The following is a 24,702-nucleotide window of genomic DNA, read 5'->3' as shown; positions in this document are numbered from 1 at the left end:
CAAGCCCGAAGCGCCGCAATAACGACAGTTCCAGCACAAAATGCCTTGAAAACAGACGTTTATTGCCCAATAATCAGACAATTGTCTTTTAAAAAGACAATCCTCGTGCCCCATCCCGGCTTGGCCGGACTACCGTCCCGCCTCTGCGTTTTCACCTTCGTGGCGCAGAGTTTTGCCGGGCCTATGGCGATGGACACGAGGCGCCGGGACGCCACGAGCACAGTTGGGACGCTGCGTCAAAAGACAGGCCAGACGCCAGCCCAGCCCCCACCTACACTGAGCGACGGACCACAAGAACAGGAGCATTCCATGGGCGCCAACACACTACCCCACCGGCTGGAGCGCCGCCAGCTGCTGAAATACGGCGCGGCGGCACTGGGCACCCATTTGCTGGCTGGCTGCGGCGGTGGCGACGACGCTTTGCCCGATTGCCAGCCGCTTTACGATGAGACCGGCCAGTGGGTCAGCGATACCTGCTCGCACGGCAGCGGCGAGCCGGCACCAGGGTATTTCTCGGTGGAGGGTCGGCAAATCCTCAAGGATGGCGTGCCCTTCTTTGCGCAGGGCGTGTGCTACGCACCGCAACCCGTGGGTGCGAGTTTCGCTTCCCTGCCCTGGGGTGATTTCTTTATCGATTTCTGGGACCAACTCTTCATGCGCGACCTGCCCATGATGAAAAAAATGGGCATCAACACCGTCAGACTCTATTCGACGCTGCCATTCAGCGACATCAACGCCGTGTCGGGTGCGGCGCAAAGCCACAAGAAATTCCTCGACGCCTGCCTGGACAACGGAATTTGCGCCTGGGTGGGCTACCCCATCGATGGCGGGGTTTATCTCAATCCGCAGGTCAAGGCCAGAGTGGAAACAGGGGTGAAGGAGATTGCGCGGCAGATAGGGTCGCACCCCGCGGTGATGGGGTTCGTCATGGGCAACGAGGCCAATTTGTCCAGCGGCTTTTCAGCCGCCGAGGGCCGGCAGGTTCCCATCAAGAGCGCACCCGGTTTCTGGGCATGGATAGACAAGCTGGGAGAAGTGACGAAACAACAGGCGCCGGAGAAGTTGACGATGACCTGCCTGATCGACGATTCCATGGAAAGCGTGGACTACGCGATGCAGTTCGGCGGGCTTCCCCACATCGACGTCATCGGCATCAATTCTTACCGCGGCAATGTCACCAATGGGTTCGACAACCTGTTTTCCCGCTTTGAAGAATCGACCCGCGCCCACCCGCATGCCTTGCTGATCACCGAATTCGGATGCCCCGCTTCCACGCGCAATGGCACGGTCGCGGTGGAACTGCCAAACCATGCCCAGGAGCAGGCGGATTACATCAGCGTGCATTGGCAGGACATCGTGAAGAACAAGGCAGTGGCATCGGGCGGCTATGTGTTTGCATGGTCCGATGAATGGTGGAAGGCCGACGATCGGACGGTGCACAACGTCAGGCCCGGCGCGGACAGAATAGACCAATTCCCGGGGCATTATTGGGATGAGGAGTGGTTTGGCATTTACTCCATCGAGCCAGACCCACGCCGCGACCCTGCAAATCCGGTCAATCCGGGCGGGAGCTACTACCCGGACATCCTGACGCCCCGCGCCGCCGTGGCCGAACTGACCAAGCTGTGGACCGCGCCGCAGTAGGGGCCAGGGCAACGCCGAACACGAACTTGTCCGTCAATTGTTTGGCGCCCCAAACCAAAGGGCTGTGCTCTTTTCGGGCGGGCCGCGAGACGCAGCGCGCGGACATGGTCGCAGCCATGGCGAGCATCTGCAACGACGCGTACCGCCCGAGCCAGGAATACGCCGCGCACGTGTGACTTGGTCAGCGTCGTCCTAAGCGGCGCCCTCGCGCATGCGCTTTTCGAGTTCGTGGCGCATGATCTTGCCGGTAGTGCTGCGCGGCAGGAAATCATCCTGCACGAAGTGCACCTCCTTGGGCAGCTTGTAGCCGGCGATGTGGGCGCGGCACAGCTCGATCAGCGCCTGCCCGCTGAGCGTCGCATCCTTGCGCACCACGTAGGCGACCGGCACCTCGCCCCACCTGGCGTCGGGGCGGCGGATCACCACCGCGTCGGCCACGCGCGGCTCGGTGAGCAGCACGCGCTCGATCTCGGCCGGGTAGATGTTCTCGCCGCCGGACTTGATCAGGTACTTGCACCGGTCCACGAAGGAGAGCGTGCCGTCCGGGTTGCGCACGAACACGTCGCCCATGTGAAACCAGCCGCCGCGAAAGTCCTCGGCATTCGCCTCGGGGTTGTTCCAGTAGCCTGAAAACAGCGTCGGCCCGCGCATTGCCAGCTCGCCCGGCTCGCCGTCGGCCACCTCGCGGTCGTCGGCGTCCACCAGCTTGATGCGGCAAAAGCTGCTCTGGACCTTGTTCAGGCTGGCGGGCACCTGGCCCACCGCGATGGTGTGGCGCGTGGCCGGCGGCAGCCCGGTCTCGGTCGAGCCAAAGGTGTTCAGATAGGGCGCGCCCACGAGGCGCGTGACCTCGGCGATCTGCTCGCGCGGCACCAGGTCGGCCATCACGCCCACCCAGCGCATGCCGGCCACCGGCTGGCCAGTGGCGCGCAGGGCGTCCAGAAAGGGCGTGATCATGCCGGGCATGAGCGTGAAGCGCGCCAGGCGCTCGCGCACCGCGATCCGCGCCAGCGCGGGTGCGTCAAAACCGTCGGTGACGATCACCTTCGCGCCTTGGATCAGCGTCATGAACACCGTGTCGGTGGAGACCATGTGAAACAGCGGCGCCCAGGCAACGAAGTGCTCGTCGGGCGTGCTCGGCAGGTCGATCATCTGGTTCTGCGCCCGCGCGATCTCGGCGCGCTGGCTGATCAGCGCCCCCTTGGGCATGCCGGTGGTGCCGCTGGTGTAGAGGATGACCACGCCATCCTCGGGTTCGCACGCATCGGGCACCGCGGCGGCGCTCTGCCCGGCCAGCGCAGCCTCGTAGTCAGCGCCGAAGCTCAAGCCGGGCGCCAGCCCGGCGTAGCGCGCGGCAATGTCGGCGTGGCGCGCCGAGGCGTGGATCAACTTGGGCGTCACCAGGCTCAGGCAGTGGTACAGCTCGCGCTCGGCCAGGCGCCAGTTCTGGCAAGCGGCAATCACCCCGAGCTTGGCCGCCGCCACCAGCACCTCCACGTACTCCATGCAGTTTTCCGCCAGCACCGCCACCCGGTCGCCCCGCGCTATGCCGCGCGACATCCAGTAGCGGCACAGGCGGTTGCTGCGCTCGTCCAACTCGGCATAGCTCAGCTGGCGCTCGCCCTGCTGCAGCGCGATGCGTCCGGGGCCCAGGCGCACGCTCAGGGCAAAGAGCGCACCCAGCGTCAAGCCCGAGGCCTGGCGCGCAAGTTCGAAATCCACGGGCGACACGGCATGCTGCTGGGGCATCTCTTCCTCTCACAATCAACCTTGACGCCCCGGATCATGCGCCAAAACATGCGCGCACCGAAGCCCTGCCCGGCGCGTGGCGCGCTCCGCAGCACCGCCTGGCGCCCGGGCAATTCGTCGGGGCGGTGTGCGGGGTGGTGGCTTACGCTGGCAGCCGGCCCGTGCCGTCAATGCCCGTGGTCTGCGAGCATGCACTCGAGCAAGGCCTGCAGCTGCTGCTGGTCCTCGGCGCACAGCTTCTGAATGCGCGGCAGCAGGGCCTGGTGCGCCTGCTTGCGCAGCCGCTGGACGAGTTCGGCTCCCTCGCTGGTCAGAAACACCTCCATGGCGCGGCGGTCGTCGGCGTTGGGCGCGCGCGCCACCAGGCCCCGCTTCTGCGCCCGGGCGATCAGGCCCGACATCGTCTGCTTCTCCAGGCCCAAGTGCTCGGCGAGCTCGCTCATGCGCGGGCGTCGGTCCCAGAGGATGCCCAGGACGCGCACCAGCGAGAGAGACAGATCGTGCTCGGCACCGATCCGGTTGATGGCAGCCATGGTGACGAAGGAGGCCGTCACCAGCGCGTCGACGACGCCCTCATCGGCGGACGAAGAGCGGGAATCCGGGGACTGGCTTCTCGGGACTTGTCTTTTCATCGCATCGATCTTGACATGGTTCGTATGACGAATCAATAATTGGTTCGTAACAAGTACTTTCTATTCCACCATTCTGAAGGAAAAACCGATGAAAGCCGCCGTCATCTCCAGCTCTGGCCAGGCCCCGCATTACCGGGACATCGACGAGCCCCTCGCCGTCAAGCCCGGGGAAATGCAGATACAGGTTCTCGCCGCCGGGCTGCACCACCTGACGCGCGGCATGGCCGCTGGCGCGCACTATTCCAGCCGCGGCCACGCGCCGCTCGTCGCCGGCATGGACGGCGTGGGGCGCGGCAGCGACGGCAAACTGCGCTACTTCGTCCAGGGGCCGGGACAGCCCGGCACCATGGCCGAGCGCACGGTCATCGAGCTCCACCACAGCATCACGCTGCCCGACGACTGCGACCCGGTCCTCATCGCGGGCACCATGAACCCCGCGATGGCATCGTGGATGGCCTTGCGCTGCCGCCTGCCCTCCTTCCGGGCGCGCCTGCCGCTGCAAAGGGGCAAGCGCGTGCTCATCCTGGGCGCAACCGGCTGCTCCGGCCGCCTGGCGGTGCAGATCGCCCGGCATCTGGGCGCATCACAGGTGCTTGCCGCGGGGCGCAATGCGGCCAGGCTCGCGGCGCTTCCCGCGCTGGGTGCGACGGGCACGGTGACGCTCGGCGCAGCCGAGCTGGGACACCTGGCCAGCGAGGTGGACGTCGTGCTCGATTTCGTCTGGGGCGAGTGCTGCGTGCGGACGATGGAAGCCATACTCCGGCAACGCAGCAACCGCAGCCAGCCCCTGGACTGGCTGCATGTGGGCTCGATGGCCGGCGACGTCGCGCCGATTCCCGGCGCTTTCCTGCGCTCGGCCAGGCTGCAGGTCATGGGCAGCGGGCTGGGGGCGATTTCAGGCCGCGAAATGCTCGCCGAATTGCCGGAACTGGTGCGCACGATTGCCCGCGGCACCTTCAAGACCGAGGTGCGCGCCCTGCCGCTGAGCGAAGTGGAGCGCGCGTGGAGCGACGATGACGCCCCTGCTGGCCGCATCGTCTTCACGCCCTGAAGCGCGGAGCCGGCTGCCCTGGCCCGCCGCCCCGCGCCACCGCCAGAGGGCTGTCAGGCCCCCGCGCGGATCAGATGGTCAAACGCCGCCAGCGCCGCCGTCGCGCCCGCCCCCGCAGCGATCACGATCTGCTTGAACGCCACCGTGGTGCAGTCGCCCGCGGCGAACACGCCCGGCACATTGGTCTGGCCGCGCGCATCAACCATGATCTCGCCGGTATGGGACAGCTCCACCGTGCCCTTGAGCCAGTCGGTGTTGGGCAGCAGCCCGATCTGCACGAAAACACCCTCCACCTCCAGACGCTGCTGCACGCCGCTGATGCGGTCCTTCCAGGCCAGGGCATTGACCTTGCCGCCCTCGCCCAGCACCTCGGTGGTCTGGGCGTTCAGGATCACGTCGACGTTGGGCAGGCTCTTGAGCTTCTTCTGCAGCACCGCGTCGGCCTTGAGCTCGGGCATGAACTCCAGCACCGTCACATGCGCCACCACCCCGGCCAGGTCGATCGCCGCCTCGATGCCGGAATTGCCGCCACCGATCACCGCCACGCGCTTGCCCTTGTACAGCGGGCCGTCGCAGCTCGGGCAGTAGGCCACGCCCTTGGTGCGGTATTCGTCTTCGCCGGGCACGCCCATGTTGCGCCAGCGCGCACCGGTGGACAGCACCACGGACCTCGCCTTGAGCACGCCGCCGTTTTCCAGCTCGACCTCGATCAGACCGCCGGGTGCCGCCGCGGGTCGCAGCGCCCTGGCGCGCTGCAGGTTCATCACGTCCACCTCGTACTCGCGCACGTGCTGCAGCAGCGCCGAGGAGAACTGCGGCCCCTCGGTGTGCGGCACCGAAATGTAGTTGTCGATATCGAGCGTGTCGTTCACCTGCCCGCCAAAACGCTCGGCCACCAGGCCGGTGCGTATGCCCTTGCGCGCCGCGTACACCGCCGCTGCCGCACCTGCCGGGCCGCCGCCGACGATGAGCATGTCGAACGCCTCCCTGGCCGAAAGCTTTTCGGCATCGCGCCGGGCCGCGCCGGTATCGAGCTTGGCGACGAACTGCGCCAGCTCCATGTGCCCCGCGGAAAACATCTCGCCATTGAGGTAGACCGTGGGTACGGCCATGATCTCGCGCTCGCTCACTTCCTTCTGGAAGGCACCGCCCTCGATCACCGTGGTCCTGATCTTCGGGTTCAGGATGGCCATGAGCGAGAGCGCCTGCACCACGTCGGGACAGCTGTGGCAGGTGAGGCTCATGTAGACCTCGAAGTTCAGCTCGCCGTCGAGCTGCCTGACCTGCTCCAGCAGATCGGCCTCTTCCTTGGGCGGGTGTCCGCCCGACCACAGCAGGGCCAGCACCAGCGAGGTGAATTCATGCCCCAGCGGCAATCCGGCAAAGCGCAGCCGCCCCTCGTCGCCCTCGCGCACCAGCGTGAACGAAGGCTTGCGCGCGTCCTGCCCGTCCTCGCGCAGCGTGATCATGTCGGGGCGCATGCCGGCAATGGTCTGCAGCATCTCGCGCATCTCGGTCGAGGTGGCGTCGTCGCCCAGCGAGGCCACCAGCGTGAACGGACGCACCACGCGCTGCAGATAGGCGGCGAGCTGGGTTTTCAGTTGGTCATCAAACATGTTTCTTCTCCTTCACGGGGTGGTTCTGGGCATGAAAAAGCCGGACGGCAAGGCGCACGCGCGCCCTGCATCCGTCCGGCAGGCGGCGGGTGTCGATCAGATCTTGCCGACCAGATCCAGCGAGGGCGTCAGCGTCTTCTCGCCTTCCTTCCACTTGGCCGGGCACACCTGGTCGGGGTGGGCGGCGGTGAACTGGGCGGCCTTGAGCTTGCGCAGCGTCTCGGTCACGTCGCGCGCGATTTCGTTGGAATGCACTTCCATGGTCTTGATCACGCCATCGGGGTTGATCACGAAGGTGCCGCGCAGCGCCAGGCCTTCTTCGGGGATGTGCACGCCAAAGGCGTTGGTCAGCTGGTGCGTGGGGTCGCCCACCAGCGGGAACTTGGCCTTGCCCACGGCGTCCGACGTCTCGTGCCAGACCTTGTGCGAGAAGTGCGTGTCGGTGGTCACCGCATAGACTTCGGCGCCGGCCTTCTGGAATTCGGCGTAGTGCTCGGCCGCATCCTCGATCTCGGTCGGGCAGTTGAAGGTGAAGGCTGCCGGCATGAAGATCAGCACCGACCATTTGCCCTTGAGCGTTTCATCGGTCACTTCGATGAACTCGCCCTTGCCGCCACGGTTGACGTAGGCGTTGACCTTGAAGGGCTGAACCTGGGTGTTGATGAGAGACATGCATTACTCCTTGTGAAATGGGCTAAGTACAAACCCTAGAATAAGGCCGAAGCTCGATTTGTCAATTTGATATAGCCAATTCTCATGATTGGTTTGTTCAATTTTCGCGGCGCGCCAGCCGCCATTTCACCTTGGTCGGCGCGCTTGTCATCACATCACCGCACACCCACAATCGCGTGTGCCCACCGGACCGAAACCAAGGAGCCATCATGCAAGGGGACCCTCAAGTCATCCACTGGCTGCAGGCGCAGCTCAAGAACGAACTCACTGCCACCAACCAGTACTTCATGCACTACCGCCTGCTCAAGCACTGGGGGTTCGATCGCCTGGCCAAGAAGGAACGTGAAGAGTCGATAGGCGAGATGAAGCACGCCGACCGGCTGATGGACCGCATCCTGATGCTCGACGGCCTGCCCAATCTGCAGGACCTGGGCAAGCTGCAGATCGGTGAAGACGTGCCCGAGATCCTGCAGTGCGACCTGCGCCTGGAGCGCGCCGCGCAGGACACGGTCAAGCAGGGCATGGCCCATTGCGAGAGCGTGCGCGACTACGCCTCGCGCGATCTGCTCGGCGACATCCTGCGCGACACCGAAGAGCACATCGACTTTCTGGAAACCCAGATCGAGGTGCTGGCCAGGGTGGGCGTGCAGAACTACCTGCAGTCGCAGATGGGCAGCGTGGATTGAGGCCGGCGCGCCTGCGTCGCTGCCTGTGCCGATGCCGGTGCAGCGCCGGCGGCGCGACGCTCTAGAATCGGTTGGTGTTGCAGCGCACAAATACCGGCGGCCCGCGCCGCTCCGCAACGCACCCGCACGAAGGAGACGCCAGTGCCAGACAAGACCACCGAGCAGCAGACGCCGCCAGCCGGCGAGCCGCGCACCATCAAGAAGTACCCCAACCGGCGCCTCTACGACACCTCCACCTCTACCTACATCACGCTGGCCGAGGTGCGCCAGCTCGTGATCGACGGCGTGCAGGTGCAGGTGCGCGATGCCAAGTCGGGCGAAGACCTCACGCGCTCCATCCTGCTGCAGATCATCCTCGAAGAGGAAGCGGGCGGCACGCCGATGTTCACCGAAGCCGTGCTGGCCAACATCATCCGCTTCTACGGCCACGCCATGCAGGGCTTCATGGGTGCCTATCTGGAAAAGAACGTGCAGATGTTCACCGAGGTACAGGCCCGTCTGGCCGAGCAGGCCAAGACCATCACGCCGGAGATGTGGAGCCAGTTCATGAACCTGCAGTCCCCGATGATGCAAAACCTCATGGGCAGCTACATCGAGCAGTCACACAACGTGTTCCAGCACATGCAGGAGCAGATGAACAAGCAGACCGAGCAGATGCTGGGCGCCTTCGGCATCAAGAAGCGCTGAGCGCGGGCCGGAGGCGGCAAAGAGCCGACTGGCACTGCGGAAATTGCTTGGTGTTACGCTTTTTGCCCGTTCGAACCCACCCAGCGCACCGCCATGAACCGCACCGACACCGCCGTGCTCCAAACACCGCCCCGCCCTGTTTCCCTGCCACGGCGGCTGGCGCTGGACGCGGGCGACCCGCAGGCGTTTCGCCGGGCGCTGCGCAGCTATTTCAGCGAAACCTTCGACTGCACCGAGTCGCTGTTTCGCACCCTGGACTGCGACGAGGCCTGGTACCAGCGCCCGATCACGCTGCGCCACCCGCTGATCTTCTACTACGGGCACGTCGCGACCTTCTTCGTCAACAAGCTCATGCTCACGCGCATGATCGGCGAGCGCCTGGACCCGCACCTGGAGTCGATCTTCGCCGTCGGCGTGGACGAGATGAGCTGGGACGATCTGGACGACGCGCACTACGACTGGCCAGCCGTTGAGCGGGTGCAGCACTACCGCGACCGGGTGCGCTCTCTGGTGCTCGAGCTGATCGACCACGCGCCGCTAGCCCTGCCGATGGACTGGGAAAACCCCTGGTGGGCCATCGTCATGGGCGTGGAGCACGAGCGCATTCACATCGAGACCTCTTCGGTGCTGATCCGCCAGCAGCGCCTTGAGTGGGTGCGCTCGCGACCCGAATGGCCGGCCTGCCCCGACAGCAGCCCGGCACCGCAGAATTCGCTGGTCGAAGTGCCTGCAGGCCATGTGCGCCTGGGCAAGCCCTTTGACAGCCCGCGCTACGGCTGGGACAACGAATACGGCCACCACGAAGCCGACATCCCCGCCTTCGAGGCCGCCCGCCTGCTGGTGAGCAATGGAGAGTTCCTCGATTTCGTCAAGGCCGGCGGCTATGGCAACGACGCCTTCTGGGACGAGGAAGGCCTGCGCTGGCGCGACTTCGCCCAGGCCGAGCACCCCAGCTTCTGGGTACGCAAGGGCGCGCAGTGGCACCTGCGCCTGATGACGCAGGAAGTGCCCATGCCCTGGAACTGGCCGGCCGAGGTCAACTGCCTGGAGGCGCGCGCCTTCTGCCGCTGGAAGTCCCAGGAAAGCGGGCTCACCGTGCGCCTGCCGACGGAAGACGAATGGCAGCGCATCCTCGCCACCAGCGACTGGCAGCTCAACGAGGAGCTGCCGGCCAACGCCAATCTCTATCTGGAGCACTGGGCCTCGCCCTGCCCGGTCGATCGCTTCGAACAGGGCGCTTTCTGCGACGTGGTCGGCAATGTCTGGCAGTGGACGGAAACGCCCACCTACCCCTTCGAGGGTTTCAAGACCCACCCGATCTACGACGACTTCACCACGCCCACCTTCGACGAGCGCCACAACCTCATCAAGGGCGGCTCCTGGGTGTCGACCGGCAACGAGGCCGAGCCCGATTCGCGCTACGCCTTCCGGCGCCACTTCTTCCAGCACGCGGGCCTGCGCTACGTGGTGAGCGATGCGCCCATCGTCTCGGAGGCTTCGCACTACGAGACCGACGAGCTCGTCACCCAGTACATGGAGTTCCATTACGGCGCCGAATACTGGGACACGGCCAACTTTCCCAAGGCGCTGGCACGGCTTGCGATAGCGGCCATGGGCGAAGGCCCGCGGCGCAGCGCCATGGACCTGGGCTGCGCCGTGGGGCGCAGCGTGTTCGAGCTGGCGCGCCACTTCGAGCAGGTGGTGGGCGTAGACTTTTCCGCACGCTTCATCGACCAGGGCGTGGCGCTGGCGCGCGGCGACACGGTGCGCTACACCGTCACCGACGAGGGCGAGCTGGTGGAGTACAAGGCAGCGAAGCTTGCCGACCTGGGCCTGGCGGACACCGCCGCGCGCGTGCAGTTCTGGCAGGGCGACGCCTGCAACCTCCAGCCCCGGTTCACCGGCTACGACCTGATCCTCGCGGCCAACCTGATCGACCGGCTGTACGACCCGGCGCGCTTCCTGCACATGGTGCACGAGCGTCTGAACGCCGGTGGCCTGCTCGTGCTGGCTTCGCCCTACACCTGGCTTGCCGAGCACACGCCGCGCGACAAATGGCTGGGCGGCTTCAAGAAGGACGGCGAGAGCTGGCGCACGCTCGATGCGCTCAAGGCACTGCTGGGCGCCCATTTCGAAATGGCCGGCGCGCCACGCGAGGTGCCCTTCGTGATACGCGAAACGCGGCACAAATTCCAGCATTCGCTGTCCGAAGTGACGCTCTGGAAGCGCGTGCGCTGAGGCGCGGCAAAGCACTGCACGCCTTTCCCTGTCCATGCGGCGCCTTCCGTTTTGCCCTGGCCTGGCGAGTGCTCTGGCGCTGCTTGTTTGCGCCGCCGGCACGGCGGGCGGCGCGCGGGCCGGCACGCAGCCGCCTTCGGCGGCGATGCTGCGCCCCCACAGCGCTGCCGCGCCGCTGGCGCGCGAGCTGCGCCTCAAGGCGACAGGCCCCGAAGTGCGCGAACTGCAAATCCGCCTGCGCCACGCCAGGTACCTTGCCACCTACGACGCCCACGACAAGTTCGACGGCAGGACGCGCGCCGCGGTGGAGAATTTCCAGCGCGAGCACGGCCTGCGCCCCACCGGCGTCGTCAACCAGGCCACCTGGGAGCTGCTGCGCCAGAAGTCGCACGAGCCGACGGCGGCCGAGCTCAGCAACACCGACGTCGGCCCCTGGTTCACCGGCCCGCGCCATGCGGCCTTCGTCATGGAGCTGCAGTCGCGCCTGAAACAGGCAGGCAGCTACCGCGGACCGATCAGCGGCGAGCTCGACCGCGCCACGCTCGACGCCATCGCCGCGTTCAGGATGAAGGTGGGCCTGCCCGCTGCCGAGGTCATGGACGAGCGCACCTGGGCGCGGCTGCTGCCGCTCACGCGCAACCCCGGCTACAAGCAGCTTTTTGATGCCCCGCCCCAGGGCAATGCGGACCAGCAGCTCGATCCGCGCTGCACCAGCGGCAAGGTGGTGTGCATATCCAAGGGGCAGAAGAAGCTCTCCTACGTGGTCGACGGACAGATCAGGTTCACCCGCGAGGCGCGCTTTTCCCGCCCCGGCTGGGACAGCCCCGAAGGTGAATTTCGCATCTGGTACATGAACCGCGACACGGTCTCGTCGATCTTCGGCGAGCGCACGCCCATGCCCTACGCCATCTTCTACGACGGCAACGTGGCCATCCATTTTTCCGACGATTTCGCCGACAACGGCTACGCCAGCGGCTCGCACGGCTGCACCCAGATGCGCGACTACCAGGCGGCCAAGTGGCTCTACGAACAGGTCAGGGTGGGCGACCGCGTCGTGGTCTACCCCTGAGGCAACGCTGCCATCGCGCCACCCGCCTGCAGACAGCGCGCGCGGGCAGTACCCTTGCCTGACAAAGGAGTACAGGCATGGCACGGACACAATGGCAGGAGCGCGCCGCGGGCGCATTGATGGGCGCGCTCGTCGGCGAAGCGCTGGCGGTGGGGCCGCATTGGTATTACGACCTGGATGCGCTGCGCGCGGCCTTCGGACCCTGGATCAGCGACTACGCCGCGCCCAAGCCCGGGCACTACCACCACGGGCTCAAGGCGGGCGAGTCCTCGCAAGCCGGGCTGCTGCTGGAGCTGACCATGCGCTCGCTGGCCGACTGCGGCCGCTACGACGAGGCCGATTTCTGCCAGCGCCTGGACCGCGATTTCTTCCCGCTGATCGACGGCACCCCCAACCACGGGCCGGGCGGCTACACCAGCCAGTCCATGCGCGAAACCTGGCGCCTGCGCGTAGGCCTGGGCAAACCCTGGGGCCAGGTGGCCGGTTGGGCGGACACCACGGAAGCGGCCGAGCGCGTGCTGGCCATCGCGGTGCGCAACGCCCGCGACCCGCTGGCCCTGGCGCGCGACGCAAGCAGCAACACCGCACTCACGCAGCAGGACGCAAGCGTCGCTGCCATGACCACCGCCTATGCGCTCGCGCTGGGGCAGCTGGTGCAGGGCGCTCGCTTCGACAGCCAGATCAGCGAGCGGCTGATGGCGCTGGTGCGCGATGGCAAGCTGCCGTTTCACAGCGTCACCCGCCCGGACGGGGATGGCGTGCCGGACGGCCCGGAGCGCCCGCGCCAGGCGGGGCAGTTCCCCTCGCCGGACGCCCTCATAGGCATGGGCTACATCGCCGGCGCGGCGCTGGATGCGGGCGTGCGCATCGAGCCGGCCTGGAAGGTCTCGCAGGTCTATGGCATGCCCTGCGCGGTCTACCACCAGTTCCCGGCGGTCTACCACCTGGCCGCGCGCTTTGCCGACGATTTTGAAAGCGCGGTGCTGCATGCGGTCAACGGCGGCGGGCAGAACCAGGCCCGCGCGATGCTGACCGGCGCGCTGGTCGGCGCCATGGTGGGCGTGCAGGGGATACCCGAGCGCTTCATCAGCGGGCTGGACCGCCACGAAGAGCGCCTGCAGCTGGCGCGGCGCATCGCGGCGCAGTCCGAAGCGGCCTGAGACGACAGGGAGCAAGACATGGTGACCCGCTACGAGGTGAAGCTGCTGCACAGGCGGCAGGTGGCCGAACACACGATGGAATTCACGCTGGAAAAACCCGGGGGCTTCGAGTACCGCGCCGGGCAGTTTGGCGACCTGGTGCTGCCCGCGGGCAGCGGGCTGGACGAGAGCCACGCCAAGCACGGCTTTTCCTTCGTGAGCGCGCCGTTCGAGGACACGCTGCGCATGGCCACGCGCATGCGCGAGAGCAGCGCCTTCAAGCAGGCGGCAGCCAGGCTGCCCGAGGGCAGCAGGGTGGCGCTGCTTGCGCTGTGGGGCAGCTTCACCCTGCACAAGAACACCCGCACCCCGGCGCTGTTTCTGACCGGCGGCATAGGCATCACGCCGGTACGCAGCATCATCTGCCAGGCCTTGCACGAAGACAGCGGGCATGAGATCTCGCTGATCTACTCCAACCGCAGCCCCGAGCAGGCGGCCTACCACGCCGAGCTGCAGCAGCTCAGCCGCGAGCACCCGCGCTTTCATTACCTGCCGGTATTCACCGCCAGCCAGGGCCACGTGAGTGCGCAGACGCTGCGCGAGCACGGCGGCGACATCGCGCGTTCGATCTGCTATCTGTCCGGCCCCATGGGCATGGTCAAGGACATGCGCGCGCTCCTCGTGGAAGCCGGCGCGGACGAGGACCACATCCGCACCGAGGAGTTCGAGGGCTATTGAACGGCCCCCACGCCCCGCCGCATTCCGCGCGCTGGCAGCCCGCGGCACCGTTCGGCGGCCGGCAGAAACTACTGGAAGAATAGCTACTCCCGCTTTGCCGGCGGGCGTTACAAGGCAATTTGACCATTATTTCTCGAAGATCCGCCGCGGCCCCGCTCCCGGCAGGCGCGCCGCGAACCGGCGGTCACTGGCATTTGTCCGAGGGAGACAAGGCAAGCCTTCCCCCCTCGATTCCCGCTGCACCTCAGGCGAAGCCCACCGAAGCCCCGGCGACTTTGGCGCTGCGGGCGGCGTAACGGATGAACCACGGCACGCCCTCGTCGGGCGCCCCAGGCGTGGCGGTCATGTGCAGCACGCAGCGAGCCGGCGTCAGGGCGGCGCTGGCGATGCGGTGGACGGCGTCGAGCCAGGCCAGGGGCTGGCCCCGGGCGGCGCTCACCTGCACACGCCCAAGGGCAGTGTCTTCAGCGGCCTCAAGCATGTCGCCCTTTTGGTGAGGTTGCGGGCATTGAACGGAACAGCTTGCGACAGTTCAGCTGGTTTGAAGACAAAACGGCTTGAAAAGCTTGTCCAGCAAGCGCTGCAAGCTATCAAAACATGAAATTTCCGGGATTGCCCATGCAGGCCATTCCGGGTGCCAGCGGGCAGGCTGCCATCGAGCTGGCCGGCGAACCCAGGCGCAGCCACGCCCCTGACATCCGGCGGATGAGCGCCACCGCGCGCAAGCCGCCGTAACCGCGCCGCGCGCCGATTCAGCGCACCGGCGCCTGCTGCAGCTCGCCCGCCTGCCACACGCGCCAGCGCAGCTGCATGCCCTGGGGCACGAAGACCACCACCGGCAGCTTGCTGTTGTAGCGCAGCAGCAGCGGTTCGGCCTGCACGAAGCCCGGTTTTTCAGTGCCCGGCGGGCACATCATCATGGTGGAGCGCACCTGGCCCTGGCTCTTGAGCACCCAGTAGGTATAGCCCCAGCCGGGCACGTCCTGCGCCTCGAAGCCGCCGTCCATGCCGCGCGCGTTGCAGTCCAGCGTCATGGCCTTGCCGCCGATCAGCTCCAGCTTGCGCGTGCTCTCGTCGGCCAGCGCGGGCAGCTCGATCACATGGCGCTGGTGGCCGGGCAAGGCCGCCGGGAAGGCCTTGAGCTCCTTGGCGAGATCGGTGGATGCAGGCATGGGCTGGGCCGCGCAGGCGGTGAGCAGTACCGCCAGGCACGGCCATGCTGCGCGTTGAAGGTGTTTGGAAAAGCAGTTCATGCAGCCAATGTAGCCGCAGGGCGGACTACGCGCCGCACAGCAGCACGACGGCGCGCGCCTCCATCGCCAGGCCCTGGCCCACGGGGCCCAGGCGCTCGGCGGTCTTGGCCTTCACGCTCACCTGCTGCGCGTCCAGCCCCAGCACCTGCGCAATGCCTGCGCGCATGGCGGGAATGTGCGCTGCCAGGCGCGGGGCCTGGGCGACGACGGTGCTGTCCACGTTCACGATCTGCCAGCCTGCGGCGCGCACCACGCGGACGGTCTCGGCCAGCAGCACGCGCGAATCGGCCCCGCCCCAGCGCGGGTCGGTATCGGGAAAGTAGCTGCCGATATCGCCCAGCGCCGCCGCGCCCAGCAGCGCGTCGGTGATGGCGTGCAGCAGCACGTCGGCATCCGAATGACCGAGCAGCCCCTGGGTGTGGGCCACCTGCACGCCGCCCAGCACCAGAGGGCGGCCAGGCACCAGGGCATGGATGTCCCAGCCCTCGCCCACGCGCAGTTTGGGCAAATCCGTCATGTGGCTTGACCTTTCAATATGGCCTCGGCCAAGGCAAAGTCCTGCGGCCAGGTGACCTTCAGATTGAGCAGACTCCCCGGCACCAGCAGCGGAGCATGGCCTGCCAGCTCCATGGCGCCGGCCTCGTCGGTCATGCCGGCAAAGCCCGCGGCCCGGTGCGGCTCAAGGGCTGACAGCAGGGGGCCAAGGCGAAACATCTGCGGCGTTTGCGCCAGCCACTTGTCGCTGCGCTCCAGGGTTTGCACGGCCCGGCCCGCGCGCGCGACCTTGAGCGTATCCGGCAGGGGCAGCGCCAGCAGGCCGCCCACGGCGTCGGGCAGGCAGGCGTCGATCAGGGCATTGACCAGCGCAGGCGTGACAAGGCAGCGCGCGGCGTCGTGCACCAGCACCCAGTCGCTGGCATGGGCACCGTGCGCCAGCAGGTGCTGCAGGCCGTTGCACACGCTCTCGGCACGCGTGGTGCCGCCGCAGCGGGCCACCTCCCAGTGGGCAGTGGCAGACAGCTGCGCATCCTGCGGCGCCACCACCACCAGCACGCGGCCGATGCGCTGCACCGCCGCCAGCGCGGCCAGCGTGTGCTCCACCAGCGGGCGGCCCGCCACGCTCTGGTATTGCTTGGGCTGGACCGCGCCGGCGCGCGAGCCCGTACCGGCGCAGGGCACGAGGGCGATGAGGCGGCCCGTTTCACCCATGCAGCAGGCTCCACAGGCGCGCGGCGGTCACGGGCATCTGCAGCCGCGGGGCCGCATCGCCACGCCCCGCGCGTGCCAGCGCATCGGCCACGGCGTTGACCACGCAGGGTGCGGCGCCGATGGTGCCGAGCTCGCCCACGCCCTTGACGCCCAGCAGGTTGTTGCTGCAGGGCGTGGATTCGTCCATGTCCATGCGGAACTCGCAGGCGAAATCCTGGGCGCGCGGCGCGCAATAGTCCATCAGGCTGCCGGTGAGCAGCTGGCCGCTGGCATCGTCATAGACCACGCGCTCCATCAGCGCCTGCCCCGCGCCCTGCACCGCGCCACCCACGAGCTGGCCGCGCACGATCAAGGGGTTGACCACGCGGCCGATGTCGTTCACCCCGGCGTAGGCCACGAGGCGCACCACGCCGGTCTGCGGATCGATCTCCACCTCGCACAGGTGCGCGCCATTGGGCCAGGTGGGGCCGGCCACGGTGTGCGTGTGCTCCACATGGATATGCCCTTCGGGCTGGCGGGCGGCCAGGTCGAAGAGGCCGATGCTGCGGTCCGTGCCCGCGACGGTGAAGCGCCCTTGCGCGTAGCGGATGTCGGGCTCGGCCACTTCCAGCTCGCTGGCGGCCAGGCGGCGGGCGCGCCGCAGGGTTTCCTGCGCGCCCGTGGCCATGGCCGAGCCGCCGGTAAACAGCGAGCGCGAGCCCGCCGAGCCATAGCCATTGCCACGGTCGGTATCGCCCAGCACCACGCGCACCCGGGACAGCGGCACGCCAAACACGTCCACCACCAGCTGCGCGAGCGAGGTGGCTATGCCTTGCCCCATCTGGTTGACGGCGGAAAAGACCTCGATCACACCGTCTGCCTGCACCTGAAGCGTGACGCGCTCTTCAAACGCATTGCCGCCGGTCCATTCCAGAAAGGTGGCGAGCCCCAGGCCGCGCCACAGGCCGCGCTGGCCCGATGCCTCGGCGCGCGCCGCAAAGCCCTGCGCGTCGGCAAGCCGCAGCGCCTGGTCCAGCACATGCTCGAACCGCCCCACGTCGTAGACCTGGCCCATGGGGTTGGTGTAGGGCATCTGCTCTGGCCGGATGAAGTTGCGCCGGCGCAGGGCGACGCGGTCCATGCCGATCTGGCGCGCGGCCTCGTCCATCAGGCGCTCGATGTTGAAGATGGCTTCGGGCCGGCCCGCGCCGCGGTAGGCGCCGGTGGGCGCCTGGTGGGTGAGCACGGCGCGGAAATGAAAGTCGATCAGCGGGATGTCGTAGACGCTGGTCTGCACCCAGGGGCCGACAAGCAGCTGGATGGCGGTGTTGGTGGCGGTGGGAAAGGCGCCGACATTGGCATCCGAATGCACGCGCAGCGCCAGGATGCGCCCCTCGTCGTCGAGCGCCAGGGCGGCATGCGACTGCACGTCGCGCCCGTGGGTGGTGGAGAGAAACTCCTCGCTGCGCTCGCCCATCCAGCGCAGCGGCCGCCCCGAGGCACGCGCGGCCCAGGCCAGCGCCGCCTCTTCGGGGTAGGAGCCGACCTTCATGCCAAAGCCCCCGCCCACGTCGCCCACCTGCACGCGCACCGCCTCGGGCGCTAGACCCAGGGCGAGCGCGACGTTCTTGCGCACCGAGGTCGGCATCTGCGAGGAAATCTGCATCAGCAGCCGCCCGCCGTGCGCATCCCAGAGCGCACGCACGCTGCGCGGCTCCAGCGTCAGCGCCACCACGCGCTGATGCACCAGCGTGAGTTGCACCACATGCGCCGCGCGGGCAAAGGCCGCGGCCGTCGCGGCGGCGTCGCCATGGCGGGCTTCGCAGGCGATGTTGTCCGGCGCCTCGGGCGTGACCAGCGCCTCGCGCGCCAGCGCCGCCGCCAGGCTGGGCACGCAGGGCAGCGCCTCGTAGTCCACCTGCACCGCCTCGGCGGCGTCTTGCGCCTGCTGCAGGCTGTCGGCCAGCACCAGCGCCACCGCTTCGCCGACGTAATGCACGCGCTCGGCCGCAAGCAGCTGGCGCGCCGGCGCAGCGCAGGCCGAGCCGTCGGCGCGCCTGAAGCCGACGCCGGCCTTCATCGCCGGCACCCCGGCCGCCTGCAGATCGGCGCCGCCATAGACCGCCACCACGCCGGGCATGGCGCGCGCCGCGGACAGGTCCACGCTCCGGATGCGGGCGTGGGCGTGGGGCGAGCGCACGAACACCGCCCAGGCATCGCCCGGCTCGCACAGGTTCTGTACATAGCGGCCCCGGCCTTTCAGCAGGGCGGCGTCTTCCATGCGTTGGACGGCGCGGCCACTGCCAAAGCGGGTGGCCACGGAATCTGAAGCTTCGGTCATCGATGGTCTGGGGAAACAGGCAGGACGCACGGACTATAGAGCCTGGGCTGCGCCAGGCCCGTCGCGGCGCTCGCACAGGCGCTTGTGCTGCCTGCGGGCTCGCCGGCTCGCATCGCGCGGGGCACCGGTGACGTCAAGGCCGCTCAGGCACGGGGCTTGCAGGCAGACGCAGGCAGGGCCGCGCGTGCACCGGCTTGCCCACGCATGAAACCAGCAGGCTCGCGTTGCGCGCCGAGGCGCGCTCCCGCAAGCCTGGGCCATGGCAAGCGAGGCGAGCGGGGAGCATCCCGACATTTGCTACTTGTTGAATAGCTGCAAGCGCTTGTCAGCAAAGCGTTTCAGCCGTATTTGTCTCAAAATTTGTGAATTCCCATAGCGCCCTAAAATAGCCGCCACGCACCCCCGTCCAAACCGGCCGGGGGTTTTGGTCGTTTCCGCTGCACGCCGTCCCCATGCAATTACCCAAGCTCATCCCCGGCAAGCGCCACGCGCTGCCCCGCCCCCCAGGTTCCAGCGACGCACTCTTGCTGGCGCGGCTGGCACAGGGCGTGTGCGCCGAGGGGCGACTCACCACCATCGTCTGCGCCGACGCGGCCGACGCGCGCCGCCTGATCGATGAGATCAACTTCTTCGCGCCTGAGCTGCGCTGCGCCCTCTTCCCCGACTGGGAGACCCTGCCCTACGACAACTTCTCGCCCCACCAGGACCTGATCAGCGAGCGCCTGTCCACGCTGTGGCGCATCAACCAGGGCGAGCTGGACGTGGTGCTGGTGCCCGCCACCACTGCGCTCTACCGTCTGGCGCCTCCCTCCTTCCTCGCGGGCTATACCTTTCATTTCAAGACGGGGCAGAAGTTGAACGAAGCCCGGCTGCGTGCCCAGCTCACGCTCGCCGGCTACCAGCACGTCGCGCAGGTCGTGGGCCACGGCGAATATGCGGTGCGTGGCGGCTTGATCGACCTCTACCCCATGGGCGCTCCCCAGCCGCTGCGGGTGGATCTGTTCGACGACGAGATCGACTCCATCCGCACCTTCGACCCCGACACCCAGCGCAGCCTCTACCCCGTACCCGAGGTGCGCCTGCTGCCGGGGCGCGAATTCCCCATGGACGAGGAGGCGCGCACGCGCTTCAGGAACCGCTGGCGCGAGCTGCTGGAGGGCGATCCGACCAAGAGCCGCATCTACAAGGACATGGGCGCGGGCCTGGCCACCGCCGGCATCGAGTACTACCTGCCGCTGTTCTTCGAAGCAACCGCGACGGTTTTCGACTATGTCGGCGACGGTGCCACGCTGGTGTTGCACGGCGACCTGGAAGGGGCGTTCCAGCGCTTCTGGCAGGACACGCGCGAGCGCCACCGGCTGCTGGCGGGCGACCCGGAACACCCGGCGTTGCCGCCCGAGGCCTTGTTCCTGACCGCCGAGCAGTTCTACGGCCAGGCCAAGGCGCATGCGCAACTGGCGCTGCGCCCCGCCGCCGTGCTCCCTCGCCCCTCCGCGGAAGGGGGCGAGCCTTTACTCCCTCACCCCTCCGGGGAGAGGGCCGGGGTGAGGGGTGCAGCAGGACAAACCGCACCTGAACCGACCCCCACCCCTGCCCTCCCCCAGGAGGGGAGGGAGGAATTCACCGCCCTGCCCGATCTGACCGCCGTGCGCGGCGCGGAGGACCCGATCGCCAAGCTGCACGCCCACATCGCCCGCACGCCGCACCGCGTGCTGCTGCTGGCCGAAAGCGACGGCCGCCGCGAAAGCCTGCTCGACTTCCTGCGCGCCAGCCACCTGCACCCGCCGAGGTTCGAGTCGCTGGAGGAATTTCTCGGCGCCAGCGGCGAGCGCGTGGGCATTGCCACCTCCATGCTGGCCGCGGGCTTCGCCTGGCAGGGGGAAGGCATCGACCTCGTCACCGAAACCGAACTCTTTGCCGCCACCGGTGGCGGGCGCAGGCGCAGGAAGCAGGAGCAGACCAGCGATCTGGAATCCATGATCAAGGACCTCGCCGAGCTGCAAATCGGCGACCCGGTCGTCCATGCCCAGCACGGCATCGGCCGCTACCGGGGTCTCATCAACATGGACATGGGGCAAAAAAACCCCGACGGCACGCCCGCGCTGCAGGAGTTCCTGCATCTGGAATACGCCGACAAGGCGGTGCTCTACGTGCCGGTGAGCCAGCTGCAGCAGATCAGCCGCTACAGCGGCATCGCGGAGGGCGACGCGCCGCTGCACAAGCTCGGCGGCCACCAGTGGGAAAAGGCCAGGCGCAAGGCGGCCGAGCAGGTGCGCGACACCGCCGCCGAGCTGCTCAACATCTACGCCCGCCGCGCGGCGCGCGAGGGCTTTGCCTTCCGCTTCTCGCCGCAGGATTACGAACAGTTCGTGAGCGATTTTGGTTTTGAGGAAACCGCCGACCAGAACGCCGCGATCCACGCGGTCATCCAGGACATGATCAGCCCCCGCCCCATGGATCGCCTCGTCTGCGGCGACGTGGGCTTCGGCAAGACCGAGGTGGCGCTGCGCGCCGCCTTCATCGCAGTGACCGGCGGCAAGCAGGTGGCGCTGCTCGCGCCCACCACACTGCTCGCGGAGCAGCACTACCAGACGTTGGTGGACCGTTTTGCGCGCTGGCCGGTCAAGGTCGCGCAGGTGAGCCGCTTTGCCTCGGGCAAGGAAACCACCACCGCGCTCAAGGGCCTGGCCGAGGGCACGGTGGACATCGTCGTCGGCACGCACAAGCTGCTCTCGGCCTCGACGAAGTTCAAGAACCTGGGCCTGCTCATCATCGACGAGGAACACCGCTTCGGCGTGCGCCACAAGGAGGCGATGAAGGCCATGCGCGCCGAGGTGGACGTGCTGACGCTGACCGCCACGCCGATTCCCCGCACCATGGGCATGGCACTCGAAGGCCTGCGCGACCTCTCGGTGATCGCCACCGCGCCGCAGCGGCGCCTGGCGATCAAGACCTTCCTGCGCGAGGAAAACCCGGGCGTGATCCGCGAGGCCGTGCTGCGTGAATTGAAGCGCGGCGGGCAGGTGTACTTCCTGCACAACGAGGTGGAAACCATCGAGGAGCGCCGCGCCCGCCTGCAAGACATCCTGCCCGAGGCACGCATCGCCGTGGCCCACGGCCAGATGCCCGAGCGCCAGCTCGAGCACGTGATGCGCGACTTCATCGCCCAGCGCAGCAATGTACTGCTGTGCTCCACCATCATCGAAACCGGCATCGACGTGCCCACGGCCAACACCATCCTGATCTCGCGCGCCGACAAGTTCGGCCTGGCGCAGCTGCACCAGCTGCGCGGCCGGGTGGGGCGCAGCCACCACCAAGCCTACGCCTACCTGATGGTGCCCGATGTTCAGGGCCTGAAGGGCCACGCGGCGCAGCGTCTGGAAGCCATCCAGCAGATGGAGGAGCTGGGCAGCGGCTTTTACCTGGCCATGCACGACCTGGAAATCCGCGGCGCGGGCGAGGTGCTGGGCGAGAACCAGTCGGGCAACATGATCGAGGTGGGCTTTCAGCTCTACAACGAGATGCTGGCCGAGGCGGTGAGGAGCCTGAAGGCCGGCAAGGAGCCCGACCTGCTCGCGCCCATGCAGGCCACCACCGACATCAACCTGCACGCCCCGGCACTGCTGCCCAGCGACTATTGCGCCGACGTGCAGACGCGCCTGTCACTGTACAAGAAGCTGGCCACCGCACGCAGCACGGACCAGATCGACACCCTGCTGGAAGAAATCGTGGACCGCTTCGGCAAGCTGCCGCCGCAAACCCAGACCCTGATCGACACACACCGCCTGCGCGTGCTGTGCGAGCCCTACGGCATCACCAAGGTGGACGCTGCGCCCGGCGTGATCCACATCAGCTTCGTGCCCGAGCCGCCGGTGGACCCCATGGCCATCATCCGGCTGGTGCAGAAGAACCGTGACATCAAGCTCGCGGGCAACGAGAAACTGCGCATCGAGCGCGAGCTGCCCGGGCCCGATCAGCGCGCGCAGCTGGTGCGTGACCTGCTGCGCAGCCTGGGCGAACCGCAGCGCGAAGTGCTTGCCGCCTGAAGCGCTGCGCCCTGGGCGCGGGCGCTCTGGCCACGTCCGCGGCCGACGCGCCCGGGGCCGGACCCCCGTGAAATCAAGGGTTTTCCCGCATTCCGATGGCACCATGGCGCAGGACGCGGCTGGTACTAGCAGCAAGACGGCAAATGACCATGATGGGAAGAGGCCCAATCTGCCAGGAGGGAATCATGTGGTCACGTCTGCTCAGCTTCGTCGTACTGGCGTTCTGCCTCATGGCAGCACACCTTCCTGCCTCGGCAACGATCTGGGATTCCGTCCCTGACGAGCAGCTCAAGGCGCTCGAACTCAGCCGGGACGCAACGCCCAAGGAACTCTTCGACAGCCTCTCCAAGCGTTACCGCGCGGAGCTGACCAAGGGCAAGCATGCCAAGTTCTGGGAGCCCATCCCGATGGACATGTACCTGGCGCCGACGCTGTTCTACAAGGCGCCGGATCTGGACATGCAGGTCACGCGCGAACAGTGCGCCAGCTGCCACGAGAGCGTCACCCATGGCTGGGTGGCCTCCTGGGAAAAGAGCGTGCACGCCAACCTTGACAAGATCCGCGCGCTGCCCGCAGACGACGTGCGCGCGTACAAGAAGGACATCATCACCGAGGTGGAAGCCAACTTGCACTCGCAGGGCCTGCTCGAGCAAGGCGCCCAGCTCAAGGACGTGGGCTGCGCCGACTGCCACCTGGGCATAGGGGCCAAGGCCGGCAACCACAAGGACCTGCATCTGCCCGACCGCACGGTCTGCGGCAGCTGCCACCTGCGCCAGTTCGCCGAAGCCGAGTCCGAACGCGACACCCTCACCTGGCCGCAGAAGCAATGGGACAAGGGCCACCCCTCGCATACCGTGGACTACATGGCCAACGTCGAGACCGCCACCTGGGCCGCGCTGCAGCAGCGCGAGGTGGCCGCCAGCTGCACCATGTGCCACACCAACCAGACCAAGTGCGACAACTGCCACACCCGGCATGAGTTCTCCACCGTCGAGGCGCGCAAGCCCGAAGCCTGCGCAACCTGCCACAACGGCGTGGACCACAACGAGTTCGAGCAATTCATGCTCTCCAAGCACGGCACCAAGTACCAGACGCGCGGCGACTCCTGGGACTGGAATGCACGCCTTGCCGACCAGAACACCAAGGGCGGCTTCACCGGTCCCACCTGCCAGGGTTGCCACTTCGAGTTCAACGGCCAGTTCACGCACAACACCGTGCGCAAGGTGCGCTGGGGCTTCCTGCCGTTCCAGAACATTGCCGACAACCTGGACGACCCCTGGTTCCAGGACCGCAAGACCGCCTGGATAGGCACCTGCTCGCAGTGCCACTCGCCGCGCTTTGCCGAAACCTATCTGACCATGATGGACAACGGCATCAAGGAGGGCACCAAGCTCGTCGAGGAAACCCGCAAGGTGGTGCAGAAGCTCTACGACGACAAGCTGCTCGTGGGCCAGAAGACCAACCGCCCGGCCCTGCCGGCACCGGAGCAGGACGAACCCGGCGGCTTCTTCTCGCTGTTCTTCGCCCAGAAGAACCAGACCACTCTGGTGGACCGCACCTTCGCCGAGATGTGGGAGCAGCACGTGGCGCGCTACATGAAGGGCCTGGAGCACGTCAACCCCGGCGGCTGGACCTATTCGCACGGCTGGAGCGATCTGATCAAGGACCAGGCCATCATCAACGAGCAGGACACCCTGCTGCGCGAAAAGGCGCAACTGGAGCAGCGGGTGCAAAAGCTTGAGGGCAAGGCCGGCGCCAGCGCCAAGCTGTCCTCGCTGGACAACCGCAAGCCGCAGAACCTGCTGGTCAGCCTCGGGGCGGACCCCTTGTACGCCGGTGGCACGCTGGCCTTCCTGGGCGGCGGCCTGCTGCTGGGCGGCCTTGCCGGGCGCCGCCGTAACAGGCGTGGCGACACTGGCGACACCCCGCAATGAGGCCGCGCCCGCACATGGA

General features: G+C 67.4%; 20 protein-coding genes. 11 read left to right on the top strand and 9 right to left on the bottom strand.

All coding sequences use genetic code 11. The features are described from left to right. The first annotated feature begins 309 nt into the window (after positions 1 to 309). Positions 310 to 1,644, top strand: coding sequence for a glycoside hydrolase 5 family protein (locus tag FOZ74_RS14465; protein WP_146913714.1), 1,335 nt, complete (start codon positions 310 to 312; stop codon positions 1,642 to 1,644). A 192-nt stretch (positions 1,645 to 1,836) separates the two neighbouring features. Here the strand turns inward: FOZ74_RS14465 and FOZ74_RS14460 are convergent, their stop codons facing one another. Beyond that, the gene (locus FOZ74_RS14460; protein ID WP_146913713.1) at positions 1,837 to 3,393 is read right to left on the bottom strand and encodes a class I adenylate-forming enzyme family protein; all 1,557 of its coding nucleotides are present in this window, start codon (positions 3,391 to 3,393) and stop codon (positions 1,837 to 1,839) included. Between the two features lie 167 nt (positions 3,394 to 3,560). After that, the gene (locus tag FOZ74_RS14455) at positions 3,561 to 4,025 is read right to left on the bottom strand and encodes a MarR family winged helix-turn-helix transcriptional regulator (protein ID WP_146913712.1); all 465 of its coding nucleotides are present in this window, start codon (positions 4,023 to 4,025) and stop codon (positions 3,561 to 3,563) included. 88 nt (positions 4,026 to 4,113) lie between these two features. On the opposite strand from FOZ74_RS14455, the gene FOZ74_RS14450 reads away from it, so the two are divergent. Further along, positions 4,114 to 5,076, top strand: coding sequence for an MDR/zinc-dependent alcohol dehydrogenase-like family protein (locus FOZ74_RS14450; protein WP_146913711.1), 963 nt, complete (start codon positions 4,114 to 4,116; stop codon positions 5,074 to 5,076). A 53-nt stretch (positions 5,077 to 5,129) separates the two neighbouring features. On the opposite strand, the gene ahpF is transcribed toward FOZ74_RS14450, so the two are convergent. Both ahpF and ahpC read right to left on the bottom strand, forming a co-directional pair. Then, positions 5,130 to 6,692 (bottom strand): alkyl hydroperoxide reductase subunit F, encoded by a 1,563-nt coding sequence (ahpF, locus tag FOZ74_RS14445; protein ID WP_146913710.1) that lies wholly within the window; start codon positions 6,690 to 6,692, stop codon positions 5,130 to 5,132. A gap of 96 nt (positions 6,693 to 6,788) precedes the next feature. Then, positions 6,789 to 7,364 (bottom strand): alkyl hydroperoxide reductase subunit C, encoded by a 576-nt coding sequence (gene ahpC / locus FOZ74_RS14440; RefSeq protein ID WP_146913709.1) that lies wholly within the window; start codon positions 7,362 to 7,364, stop codon positions 6,789 to 6,791. Positions 7,365 to 7,573: 209 nt separating this feature from the next. Between ahpC and bfr the strand changes: the two genes are divergently transcribed. The 6 genes from bfr to FOZ74_RS14410 all read left to right on the top strand — a co-directional run bounded on the left by bfr (position 7,574) and on the right by FOZ74_RS14410 (position 13,921). Then, positions 7,574 to 8,050, top strand: coding sequence for a bacterioferritin (bfr, locus tag FOZ74_RS14435; protein ID WP_146913708.1), 477 nt, complete (start codon positions 7,574 to 7,576; stop codon positions 8,048 to 8,050). Between the two features lie 141 nt (positions 8,051 to 8,191). After that, on the top strand, positions 8,192 to 8,737 hold the full coding sequence (gene phaR / locus FOZ74_RS14430; RefSeq protein WP_146913707.1) for a polyhydroxyalkanoate synthesis repressor PhaR: 546 nt from the start codon (positions 8,192 to 8,194) through the stop codon (positions 8,735 to 8,737). 93 nt (positions 8,738 to 8,830) lie between these two features. Continuing rightward, positions 8,831 to 10,975: a 5-histidylcysteine sulfoxide synthase gene (gene ovoA, locus FOZ74_RS14425; protein ID WP_146913706.1), complete on the top strand. Its 2,145-nt coding sequence runs from the start codon at positions 8,831 to 8,833 to the stop codon at positions 10,973 to 10,975. 145 nt (positions 10,976 to 11,120) lie between these two features. Further along, on the top strand, positions 11,121 to 12,044 hold the full coding sequence (locus FOZ74_RS14420; protein WP_255437647.1) for a L,D-transpeptidase family protein: 924 nt from the start codon (positions 11,121 to 11,123) through the stop codon (positions 12,042 to 12,044). A 77-nt stretch (positions 12,045 to 12,121) separates the two neighbouring features. Continuing rightward, positions 12,122 to 13,204, top strand: coding sequence for an ADP-ribosylglycohydrolase family protein (locus tag FOZ74_RS14415; RefSeq protein WP_146913704.1), 1,083 nt, complete (start codon positions 12,122 to 12,124; stop codon positions 13,202 to 13,204). A gap of 18 nt (positions 13,205 to 13,222) precedes the next feature. Then, entirely contained in the window at positions 13,223 to 13,921 is a 699-nt protein-coding gene (locus tag FOZ74_RS14410) for an FAD-dependent oxidoreductase (RefSeq protein ID WP_146913703.1), read from the top strand. A gap of 244 nt (positions 13,922 to 14,165) precedes the next feature. Here the strand turns inward: FOZ74_RS14410 and FOZ74_RS14405 are convergent, their stop codons facing one another. Then, entirely contained in the window at positions 14,166 to 14,402 is a 237-nt protein-coding gene (locus tag FOZ74_RS14405; protein ID WP_146913702.1) for a hypothetical protein, read from the bottom strand. A 116-nt stretch (positions 14,403 to 14,518) separates the two neighbouring features. On the opposite strand from FOZ74_RS14405, the gene FOZ74_RS16095 reads away from it, so the two are divergent. After that, positions 14,519 to 14,656 (top strand): hypothetical protein, encoded by a 138-nt coding sequence (locus FOZ74_RS16095; protein ID WP_186764609.1) that lies wholly within the window; start codon positions 14,519 to 14,521, stop codon positions 14,654 to 14,656. Between the two features lie 17 nt (positions 14,657 to 14,673). Here FOZ74_RS16095 and FOZ74_RS14400 read toward each other — a convergent pair whose 3' ends face one another. From FOZ74_RS14400 to FOZ74_RS14385, 4 genes are all read right to left on the bottom strand, one after another. Continuing rightward, positions 14,674 to 15,093: an ecotin family protein gene (locus FOZ74_RS14400; protein WP_186764608.1), complete on the bottom strand. Its 420-nt coding sequence runs from the start codon at positions 15,091 to 15,093 to the stop codon at positions 14,674 to 14,676. A gap of 106 nt (positions 15,094 to 15,199) precedes the next feature. Next, on the bottom strand, positions 15,200 to 15,691 hold the full coding sequence (ispF, locus tag FOZ74_RS14395; RefSeq protein WP_146913700.1) for a 2-C-methyl-D-erythritol 2,4-cyclodiphosphate synthase: 492 nt from the start codon (positions 15,689 to 15,691) through the stop codon (positions 15,200 to 15,202). After that, the gene (gene ispD, locus FOZ74_RS14390) at positions 15,688 to 16,383 is read right to left on the bottom strand and encodes a 2-C-methyl-D-erythritol 4-phosphate cytidylyltransferase (RefSeq protein WP_146913699.1); all 696 of its coding nucleotides are present in this window, start codon (positions 16,381 to 16,383) and stop codon (positions 15,688 to 15,690) included. The genes ispF and ispD overlap by 4 nt, the downstream gene beginning before the upstream one ends. Beyond that, positions 16,376 to 18,703 carry a xanthine dehydrogenase family protein molybdopterin-binding subunit gene (locus FOZ74_RS14385; RefSeq protein ID WP_146913698.1) on the bottom strand — a complete coding sequence of 776 codons (2,328 nt, stop codon included), beginning with the start codon at positions 18,701 to 18,703 and terminating at the stop codon, positions 16,376 to 16,378. Before FOZ74_RS14385 ends, ispD begins: the two co-directional genes overlap by 8 nt. A gap of 452 nt (positions 18,704 to 19,155) precedes the next feature. Here FOZ74_RS14385 and mfd point away from each other — a divergent pair, with 452 nt between their 5' ends. Then, positions 19,156 to 22,749 (top strand): transcription-repair coupling factor, encoded by a 3,594-nt coding sequence (mfd, locus tag FOZ74_RS14375; protein ID WP_255437646.1) that lies wholly within the window; start codon positions 19,156 to 19,158, stop codon positions 22,747 to 22,749. Between the two features lie 185 nt (positions 22,750 to 22,934). Then, positions 22,935 to 24,683 carry a multiheme c-type cytochrome gene (locus FOZ74_RS14370; RefSeq protein WP_186764607.1) on the top strand — a complete coding sequence of 583 codons (1,749 nt, stop codon included), beginning with the start codon at positions 22,935 to 22,937 and terminating at the stop codon, positions 24,681 to 24,683. Positions 24,684 to 24,702 lie beyond the last annotated feature (19 nt).

Origin of the sequence: Comamonas flocculans, from assembly GCF_007954405.1 — a bacterium.
In the GTDB taxonomy this organism is placed as follows: Bacteria; Pseudomonadota; Gammaproteobacteria; order Burkholderiales; family Burkholderiaceae_C; genus Comamonas_C; species Comamonas_C flocculans.
This window is presented reverse-complemented; position numbering and strand designations above follow the sequence as displayed.